Here is an 8,639-nt window from a genome sequence, read left to right as displayed (position 1 = left end):
CGTTGATCATCGGCATCAGGATGCGGTTGACGATGAAGGCGGGGAAATCCTCGGCGCTGGCCGCGGTCTTGCCCAGCCGGTCCACCACCGTCCTGCAGGCCTGATAGGTCGCCTCGTCGGTGGCGATCCCGCGGATCAGCTCGACGAGCTGCATCACCGGCACCGGGTTCATGAAGTGGAAGCCCATGAACTTCTCGGGCCGGTCCGTGCGGCTGGCCAGCCGGGTGATCGAGATCGACGAGGTGTTGGAGGTCAGGATCGTCTCCGGCTTGAGATGCGGCAGAAGGGTATCGAAGATCTTCTGCTTGATCTCCTCGCGCTCGGTCGCCGCCTCGATGATGAGATCGCAGCGGCCCAGATCGGTCAGCTCCAGCGTCGTCCTGATTCGCCCGAGCGCGGCGGTCTTGTCCGTCTCCGCGATCTTGCCGCTGTTCACCTGGCGGTCGAGGTTCCGGCCGATTCGCTCGATCGCGGCCTCGAGCGCCGCCGCGTCGAGGTCGTTGAGCAGCACCTCGTAGCCTGCCAGCGCCATGACATGGGCGATGCCGTTGCCCATCTGGCCCGCTCCGACGACGCCGACCGTCTCGATCTCCATCCTCTCGATCCCCCGTTCGCTGCGCGCGGACCATAGGCAGAGCGGGCCGCGATGCCAAGGCCGCGCGATCCGCAACATTCGAGGCGAATGCGCCCCTTAAGCTTTTCGCAAGAGACCGGTTTCAGGCTGTCTTCCGGGTGAACCGAACTGGTGGGAAACATGAGCTACGACGCGCCGGGCCCGGGGGGGCTCGATTACGCGCCGTGCCGCTATGGGCCGTCGCGGATGCTGTTCCGCGGGCCGGCACGCGCGCTGAAGGGGGATTTCGTTGCCTGTCTGGGCGGCACGGAAACCTATGGCAAATACATCGCGCGGCCCTGGCCCGCGCGGCTGGAGACAGCGGCCGGCATCCCCTGCGTCAACCTCGGCGCGGTGAACGCAGGCATCGAAAGCTTCCTGCACGAGCCTGAACTGCTGCGCGCCGCGGGCCGGGCGCGGCTGGTGGTCGTGCAGGCGATGGGCGCGCAGAACCTCAGCAACCGGTTCTACCGCGTGCATCCGCGGCGCAACGACCGCTTCCTCGGGCCCAGCCCGCTGATGCGCAAGCTCTTCCCGCGGGCCGACTTCACCGAGTTCCACTTCACACGGCACATGACCGGGGCGCTGGCGAGGCGTGAGCCGGATGGCTTCGCAAGGCTGCGCGAGGGGCTGCGGGAAAGCTGGCTGGCGCGCATGGAGGCGCTGATCGCGCGGCTGGATGCGCCCGTGGCGCTGCTGTGGCTGGGGCGCACCCCGCCGCCGGAACGGGCGATCGACCCCGGTGCCCCCGAACCCCTGCTGGTGGATCGCGAGATGATCGAGGCGTTGCGCCCGCAGCTTGCGGCGGTGGTCGAGGCGGCGCCGGCGGTCGCACACGAGGGCACCGAGGGCATGGTTTTTCCCGGACTCGAAGCGCCGGCATCCGCTCTGCTGCCGGGGCCGGCGGCGCACGAGGCGGCGGCGCAGGCGCTGTTGCCGGTTCTGCGGGCGCATCGGCCGCTCCACTGAGGCGTGTGGCGGAGGCGAAGGCAAAGGGGCCGCGCCGGAGCAACCGGCGCGGCCCCTTCGAGAGAAGCCTTCGGGATCAGAGCTTTTCGGTCAGCTCCGGCACGGCGGTGAAGAGGTCGGCCACCAGCCCGTAATCGGCCACCTGGAAGATCGGCGCCTCCTCGTCCTTGTTGATGGCGACGATGATCTTCGAGTCCTTCATGCCGGCAAGGTGCTGGATCGCGCCGGAAATCCCCACGGCGATATAGAGCTCCGGTGCCACGACCTTGCCGGTCTGGCCCACCTGCCAGTCGTTCGGAGCAAAGCCCGAATCGACGGCCGCGCGGCTGGCGCCCACGGCGGCGCCCAGCTTGTCGGCGAGCTTCTCGATGATCTTGAAATCTTCCTCGGACCCGATACCGCGCCCGCCCGAGACGACGATGCCGGCAGAGGTCAGCTCGGGCCGGTCGCTTTCGGCCACCTTGTCCTCGACCCATTCGCTGAGGCCCGGATCGGCGGCTGCGCCGATGGTCTCGACCGGGGCAGAGCCGCCCTGTCCGGCCGCGTCGAAGGTCGAGGTGCGCACCGTCAGCACCTTCTTCGCGTCGGAGGACTTGACCGTCTGCACCGCGTTGCCGGCATAGATCGGCCGCTCGAAGGTGTCGGCATCGACCACCGCCGTCACGTCAGAGATGACCATGACGTCAAGCAGGGCCGCGACCCGCGGCAGGATGTTCTTGGCGTCCGTCGTCGCCGGCGCGACGATGTGATCGTAGTCCTTCGCCAGCTCCGCGATCAGTGCTGCCGTGGGCTCTGCCAGCCGGTGGCCGTAAAGCGCATCCTCGGCGCAGAGCACCTTGGCCGCGCCGTCGAGCGTGGCGGCCTCTGCGGCGGCATCCGCCGCCTTGGCACCGGCGGCCAGCACGGTCACCTCGCCCAGCTGCTTCGCGGCCGTCATGGCCTTGGCGGTGGCGTCCATCGCCAGCGCGCCATCGGTGATCTCGGCAATCAGCAGAACGGCCATCACACCACCCCCGCTTCTTTCAGTTTCGCCACCAGCTCGTCGACCGAGCCCACCATCTCGCCCGCCTTGCGCGTCGGCGGCTCGGCCGTCTTGACCACCTCGAGGCGCGGCGCGACGTCCACGCCGTAGTCGGCGGCGGTCTTTTCGTCGAGCGGCTTCTTCTTCGCCTTCATGATGTTGGGCAGCGAGGCATAGCGCGGCTCGTTCAGGCGCAGGTCGGCCGAGATGATCGTGGGCATCTTCACCTTCACGGTCTGCAGGCCGCCGTCCACCTCGCGGGTGACGACGGCGTGCTCGCCCTCGATCTCGACCTTGTTGGCGTACATCGCCTGGCTCCAGCCCAGCAGCGCGGACAGCATCTGCCCGGTGGCGTTCATGTCGTTGTCGATCGCCTGCTTGCCGCAGAGCACGAGGCCGGGCTGTTCCTCCTCGATCACCCTGGCCAGCAGCTTGGCGACGGCCAGCGGCTCGATGTCCTGGTGCACGTCGTCGGCGGCGACGATCAGGATTGCGCGGTCGGCGCCCATGGCGAGCGCGGTGCGCAGCGTTTCCTGCGCCTGCTTCACGCCGATCGAGACGGCGACGACCTCATCGACCTTGCCGGCCTCCTTCAGGCGGATCGCCTCTTCGACGGCGATCTCGTCGAAGGGGTTCATCGACATCTTGACGTTGGCGAGATCGACGCCCGATCCGTCCGCCTTGACACGGACCTTCACGTTGTAGTCGATCACGCGCTTCACAGGCACGAGTACCTTCATCGGCGTGGCTCTCCCTAGTTAGTCGCGCTGGTCGCCGCAGGCGCGGTCGTCCGTCTCTTCGGCCGCGTCTTAGCGGGTCGTTTCCCTCGGTGACAGGGCAAAATCGTCATCCCGCGCGCCCGGAACGTCGCAAGTCGTCCGTCGCGGGACACCGCACGCGGGGCCGGTCCGTCCACCGGACGGCCTGCCGGCTCGCTGCGCTCACCGGTTCGCCCCCGGCCTTCGGCCCGGCGCTCCGCGCTTCCGGGGGCCGGTCCGTCCATCGGACGGCCCGCCGGTTCGCTGCGCTCACCGGTTCGCCCCCGGAACCCAGAGCACGTCGGCGCGGCCTTCGTCGTTGGCGATGCGGGCGGCGACGAAGAACCAGTCCGAAAGGCGGTTGAGGTATTTTATCGCAGCGGGATTCACATGCTCCATCGTGGCGAGTTCCACGGCGTTGCGCTCGGCCCGCCGGGCCACCGTGCGGCAGAGGTGCAGATGCGCCGAGAGCGCGGAGCCCGCGGGCAGGATGAAGCTGCGCAGCGGCTCCAGCCGTTCGTTCATCGCGTCGATCTCGCGCTCCAGCCGCTCCACCTGGGCGTCGATCATGCGCAGGCGGGGATACTCCGCCTCGGCGTCGCGCTCCATGTCGGGGCAGCAGAGATCGGCGCCCAGATCGAAGAGGTCGTTCTGGATGCGCGAAAGCTGCGCGTCCAGTTCGCCCTCGGCCTGCAGCCGGGCAAGGCCCAGCGTTGCGTTCAACTCGTCCACCGTGCCGTAGGCGGCGACGCGTAGCGCGTGCTTCGCCACGCGGCTGCCATCGCCCAGCGCCGTGTCGCCGGCATCGCCGGTTCGGGTGTAGATCTTGTTCAGAACGACCATTTCAGCCTCCGCTGCGAATCCAGACAAACAACAGTATGACCACCACCGCGACGAACTGCGCGATGATCCGCCAGCGCATCAGCCGGTTGCCATGCTTCCGGTTGAACTCGCCGCCGCGGGCGAAGCCGCCGACGCCCACCAGCAGGATGCCCAGCACGATCAGCACGGCAATCGCCACGACGTAGAAGAGCGGGTCGGATGCCATGATCAGTCCTTTTGTTCGCGGTCAGATCGCGCAGATAGCGGAGCGGGCGGAAAAAGCGAACCCCGTCACAACCGATCCAGCACCCGGTCGAGCATCCGCCCGCCCAGCGCCCGGCGCATGACGGCGGCAGCGCGCGTCGGCGTGGTGACGGGATAGCGCGCCCGCGGGCGGGGCGAGTCGAGCGCGCGGATCAGCGCCTCGGTCACGGCAGAGGCCGGCCAGGAGCGCATCTCTGCCCCCTTGTAGAGCCGGTCGAGCAGGGTGGCGCGATAGTCGTCGGCGCGCGGCGAGCTTTCCCAGTCGACCCATTTCTCGAACTGCCTGACCGCGTTTTCGCGGAACGGCGTGTCGATCGGCCCGGGCTGGATCAGCACGACATGGATGCCGGTGCCTGCCATCTCCAGCCGCAACACGTCCGTCATCCCCTCCAGCGCGAACTTGCTGGCAACATAGGCGCCGCGCCATTTGGCGGGCGTGAAGCCCAGAACGGAAGAGCAGTTCACGATTCGGCCCGCGCCCTGCGCCCGCATGGCGGGGATCGCGCGGCGCGTCAGGTCGTGCCAGCCGATGACATTGGCCTCGAAGATCGCGCGCAGGGCGGGGGCTGGCACGTCCTCCAGCGGGCCGGGGATCGCGTAGGCGCCGTTGTTGAAGAGCGCGTCGAGCCGGCCGCCGGTGGCCTCCAGCACCTCTGCCATGCCTGCCTGAATGCTGGCGGGGTCCTCGTAATCGATCAGGGGGCTTTCCAGCCCCTCGGCCTGCAGGCGCGCGCAGTCCTCCGGCCGCCGGCAGGCCGCGAACACCCGCCAGTCGCGACGCACAAGCGCGCGCGCGGCGTCCAGGCCGATGCCGCTGGAACAGCCGGTGATCAGGATCGTGCGCTGCGCCATCCAAAGCCCTCCCTTTCGGGGGGCCTAGGACGGCGGGCCGCGCGGCGCAAGCGGCTCAGTCGGCCTGATCCAGAAGCGATGCGGCCATCCAGCCGACGCGCCCCCCGTCCTGCACACGCAGTTTTACCCAGCCCTGTCCGGGATCGTCGAGCACGATCACCCGATCGCCGCGCGACAGCGTGGTCAGCACGCCGTAACCCGTGCCGGGACCGGCCCGCATGTTGACCCGATTGCCGCCCACGGCTCGCAGGTTCGCGGCCGAGGCAGAGACGACGGGGGGTGTTGTGGCCGGTGCCTGCGGCTCCATTGCCGGTGCCTGCGGCTCCCTTGTGGCGCCCGAGGGCATCACCACCGAGGAAAAAAGGCCGCCATCGTCGGGCTCCGGCGTGTCCCTGTCGAAGTCGCGGGGCGCTTCGGGCTGCGCGCGCGCGGCGGCAAGCGTGACGCCGGCGGTCGCTTGCGTGCCCGCGGCCGGCGCATCGGCAGTGGCCGCGGTCCGGGCCGGTTCGGCCGGCGCTGCGGGCACGGCACGCTCCTGCGCCTGGAGCGAACTTGCCGACGGCTGGTAATCCGCCCCGCCGCTCGCCTGATAGAACACAAGTGCAAGGAAAACGAACGTCGCAATGATGAAACCCCACATGGGTCAAAATCCCCCGATCCGAAACCGAAGCATGCCCCGGGCAGCAAAAAACGGGCACGGCTTCGGTCTTTAAGCGATTCTGCGGTTTCGCCGAAGCGAAAACGCGACCCTACGGCAGCCTGGGCTCCGGCCGGCTTTACCGACCCTCGCCGCGAGGATATGTCGAGCGGCATGGACGATCCCCGCGACGACGCGACAGACCCTGCGCTGCCCTCGGCCGAACCCCTGCGCCGGGCGCTGGGCGAGCGGTATCTGACCTATGCGCTCTCGACGATCATGCACCGGGCGCTGCCGGATGCCCGCGACGGGCTGAAGCCTGTCCAGCGCCGTATCCTTTATGCAATGCGCGAATTGCGCCTGGGTTCCGGGGGCGGCTTCCGCAAGTCGGCCAAGATCGCCGGTGACGTGATGGGCAACTATCACCCGCACGGGGATGCCGCGATCTACGACGCGATGGCGCGTCTCGCGCAGGACTTCGTCATGCGCTACCCGCTGGTGGACGGGCAGGGCAACTTCGGCAACATCGACGGCGACAGCCCCGCCGCCGCCCGATACACCGAGGCGCGGATGACCGTGCTGGCCGAGGCGCTGATGGAGGGGCTGGCCGAGGACGCGGTGGATTTCCGCGACAACTACGACGGCACGCTGCGCGAACCCGTGGTGCTGCCGGCGGCCATCCCGAACCTGCTGGCCAACGGGTCGAGCGGCATCGCCGTGGGCATGGCCACCAACATCCCGCCGCACAACCTGGGCGAGTTGATCGACGCCTGCCTGCATCTGATCAGGACGCCGGAGGCCCGCGACGACACGCTGCTGAACCATGTGAAGGGCCCCGACTTCCCCACCGGCGGCGTGATCGTCGAGCCGCAGGACAGCATCGCGGAAGCCTATCGCACCGGGCGCGGCGCCTTTCGCCTGCGCGCGCGCTGGGAGCGCGAGGACCTCGGCCGCGGCCAGTGGCAGATCGTCGTGACCGAGATCCCCTATCAGGTGCAGAAATCGCGCCTGATCGAGAAGATCGCAGAGCTGATCCAGACCCGGAAGGTGCCCATCCTGGCCGATATCCGCGACGAGAGCGCGGGCGACGTGCGCATCGTGCTGGAGCCGCGGTCGCGCAACGTGGAGCCCGACGTGCTGATGGGCCTGCTCTATCGCAACTCGGATCTGGAGGTGCGCGTCCCGCTCAACATGAACGTGCTGATCGACGGGCTGACGCCCAGGGTCTGCTCGCTGCGCGAGGTTCTGCGCGCCTTCCTCGATCACCGGCGCGACGTGCTGCTGCGCCGCTCGCGCCATCGGCTGGGCAAGATCGACCACCGGCTGGAGGTGCTCGAGGGGTTCATCCTGGCCTTTCTCAACCTCGACCGGGTGATCGACATCATCCGCTACGACGACGCGCCCAAACCCGCGCTCATGTACGAGGACTGGTCGACATCGCACCAGTCCACGATCACGCGCGCCACGTCGGAGGCGGACTATGTCTCGCCGTTGGCGGGCGTGGATGCGGACAGTCTGGAGCCGGTGGCGGACGAGGGCGCACCCGGCGCCGAGGAGGTGCCGCGCCGCTACGAGGAGGGCAAGCTCTCGGACGTGCAGGCCGAGGCGATCCTCAACATGCGCCTGCGCAGCCTGCGCCGGCTGGAAGAGATGGAACTGATCGCCGAGCGCGACCGCCTGATGGAGGAACGCGCGGGCCTCGAGGACCTGCTCGAGGACCAGGGCCTGCAATGGGACCGCATTGCCGGGGAACTGCGCGAGGTGAAGAAGAGCTTCGGCAGCTCGACGCCCGGCGGTGCGCGGCGCACCGGCTTTGCCGAGGCGGGCTTGGTCGAGGAGGTGCCTCTGGAGGCGATGATCGAGCGCGAGCCGGTCACCGTGGTCTGCTCGCAGATGGGCTGGATCCGGGCGCTGTCTGGTCACGTCGCGCTGGACCGGGAACTGAAATACAAGGACGGCGACGGGCCGCGCTTCGTCTTCCACGCCGAGACGACCGACCGTCTGATCCTGATGGGGTCGAACGGGCGGGCCTATACCCTCTCGGTCGCCAATCTGCCCGGCGGGCGGGGGATGGGCGAGCCGGTGCGCCTGACGGTCGATCTGCCCAACGAGGCGGATATCGTCACGCTGCTGATCCACCGCCCGGGCGGCAGGCTGCTGGTGGCCTCCTCCGCCGGCGACGGCTTCGTCGCGCCCGAGGACGAGGTCGTGGCCCAGACCCGTGCGGGCAAGCAGGTGCTGAACCTGCGCGCGCCGGCGGTGGCGAAGGTCTGCAGGCGCGTGGCCGGCGACAGGGTCGCGGTGGTGGGCGAGAACCGCAAGATGCTGGTCTTTCCGCTTTCCGACCTGCCGGAAATGGGACGGGGGAAGGGCGTGCGCCTGCAGAAATACAAGGACGGGGGCCTCTCGGACGCCGTGACCTTCGACGCGGCACAGGGCCTGTCCTGGAAGGATCCCGCAGGACGCACCCGGACCGAGGCCGACCTTTCGGAATGGTCCGCCGCTCGCGCCACCGCGGGCCGCATGGCACCGCGCGGCTTTCCCCGCGACAACCGCTTTTGCTGAGCCGGCTTGGGCGGACGCGCGTCCGGCCCTGACTCGGCTGGCGGACCCGCGGCGAACCGTTGAATGGCGCGCCTGCGGCGAATCCGTTGAATGGCGCGCCTGCGGCGAATCCGTTGAATGGCGCGCCTGCGGCGCGAC

At 69.0% G+C, this 8,639-nt stretch carries 9 protein-coding genes; 2 read left to right on the top strand and 7 right to left on the bottom strand.

Annotated features, from left to right (window positions below; genetic code table 11):
* Positions 1-595, bottom strand: a 595-nt coding sequence (locus ACLFOB_RS12785; RefSeq protein ID WP_410926313.1) for a 3-hydroxyacyl-CoA dehydrogenase NAD-binding domain-containing protein, incomplete at its 3' end; no start/stop codon positions are given.
* Positions 596-754: 159 nt separating this feature from the next.
* On the opposite strand from ACLFOB_RS12785, the gene ACLFOB_RS12780 reads away from it, so the two are divergent.
* Positions 755-1,582: a DUF6473 family protein gene (locus ACLFOB_RS12780; protein WP_410926312.1), complete on the top strand. Its 828-nt coding sequence runs from the start codon at positions 755-757 to the stop codon at positions 1,580-1,582.
* Positions 1,583-1,658: 76 nt separating this feature from the next.
* Here the strand turns inward: ACLFOB_RS12780 and ACLFOB_RS12775 are convergent, their stop codons facing one another.
* From ACLFOB_RS12775 to ACLFOB_RS12750, 6 genes are all read right to left on the bottom strand, one after another.
* Complete coding sequence (locus ACLFOB_RS12775) at positions 1,659-2,585, bottom strand: electron transfer flavoprotein subunit alpha/FixB family protein (RefSeq protein WP_410926311.1); 927 nt, start codon at positions 2,583-2,585, stop codon at positions 1,659-1,661.
* Positions 2,585-3,343, bottom strand: a complete 759-nt coding sequence (locus ACLFOB_RS12770) for an electron transfer flavoprotein subunit beta/FixA family protein (RefSeq protein WP_410926309.1) — start codon at positions 3,341-3,343, stop codon at positions 2,585-2,587. The genes ACLFOB_RS12775 and ACLFOB_RS12770 overlap by 1 nt, the downstream gene beginning before the upstream one ends.
* 288 nt (positions 3,344-3,631) lie before the next feature.
* The gene (locus ACLFOB_RS12765) at positions 3,632-4,204 is read right to left on the bottom strand and encodes a cob(I)yrinic acid a,c-diamide adenosyltransferase (protein WP_410917839.1); all 573 of its coding nucleotides are present in this window, start codon (positions 4,202-4,204) and stop codon (positions 3,632-3,634) included.
* A 1-nt stretch (position 4,205) separates the two neighbouring features.
* Positions 4,206-4,409: a twin transmembrane helix small protein gene (locus ACLFOB_RS12760; RefSeq protein ID WP_410917840.1), complete on the bottom strand. Its 204-nt coding sequence runs from the start codon at positions 4,407-4,409 to the stop codon at positions 4,206-4,208.
* Between the two features lie 65 nt (positions 4,410-4,474).
* On the bottom strand, positions 4,475-5,299 hold the full coding sequence (locus tag ACLFOB_RS12755; RefSeq protein ID WP_410917841.1) for an SDR family NAD(P)-dependent oxidoreductase: 825 nt from the start codon (positions 5,297-5,299) through the stop codon (positions 4,475-4,477).
* Between the two features lie 55 nt (positions 5,300-5,354).
* Complete coding sequence (locus ACLFOB_RS12750) at positions 5,355-5,825, bottom strand: SH3 domain-containing protein (protein WP_410926308.1); 471 nt, start codon at positions 5,823-5,825, stop codon at positions 5,355-5,357.
* A gap of 285 nt (positions 5,826-6,110) precedes the next feature.
* Between ACLFOB_RS12750 and ACLFOB_RS12745 the strand changes: the two genes are divergently transcribed.
* Positions 6,111-8,501 (top strand): DNA topoisomerase IV subunit A, encoded by a 2,391-nt coding sequence (locus ACLFOB_RS12745; protein ID WP_410926307.1) that lies wholly within the window; start codon positions 6,111-6,113, stop codon positions 8,499-8,501.
* Positions 8,502-8,639: the final 138 nt, after the last annotated feature.

Origin of the sequence: Rhodosalinus sp. (genome assembly GCF_046542825.1) — a bacterium.
Lineage (GTDB): Bacteria > Pseudomonadota > Alphaproteobacteria > Rhodobacterales > Rhodobacteraceae > Rhodosalinus.
This window is presented reverse-complemented; position numbering and strand designations above follow the sequence as displayed.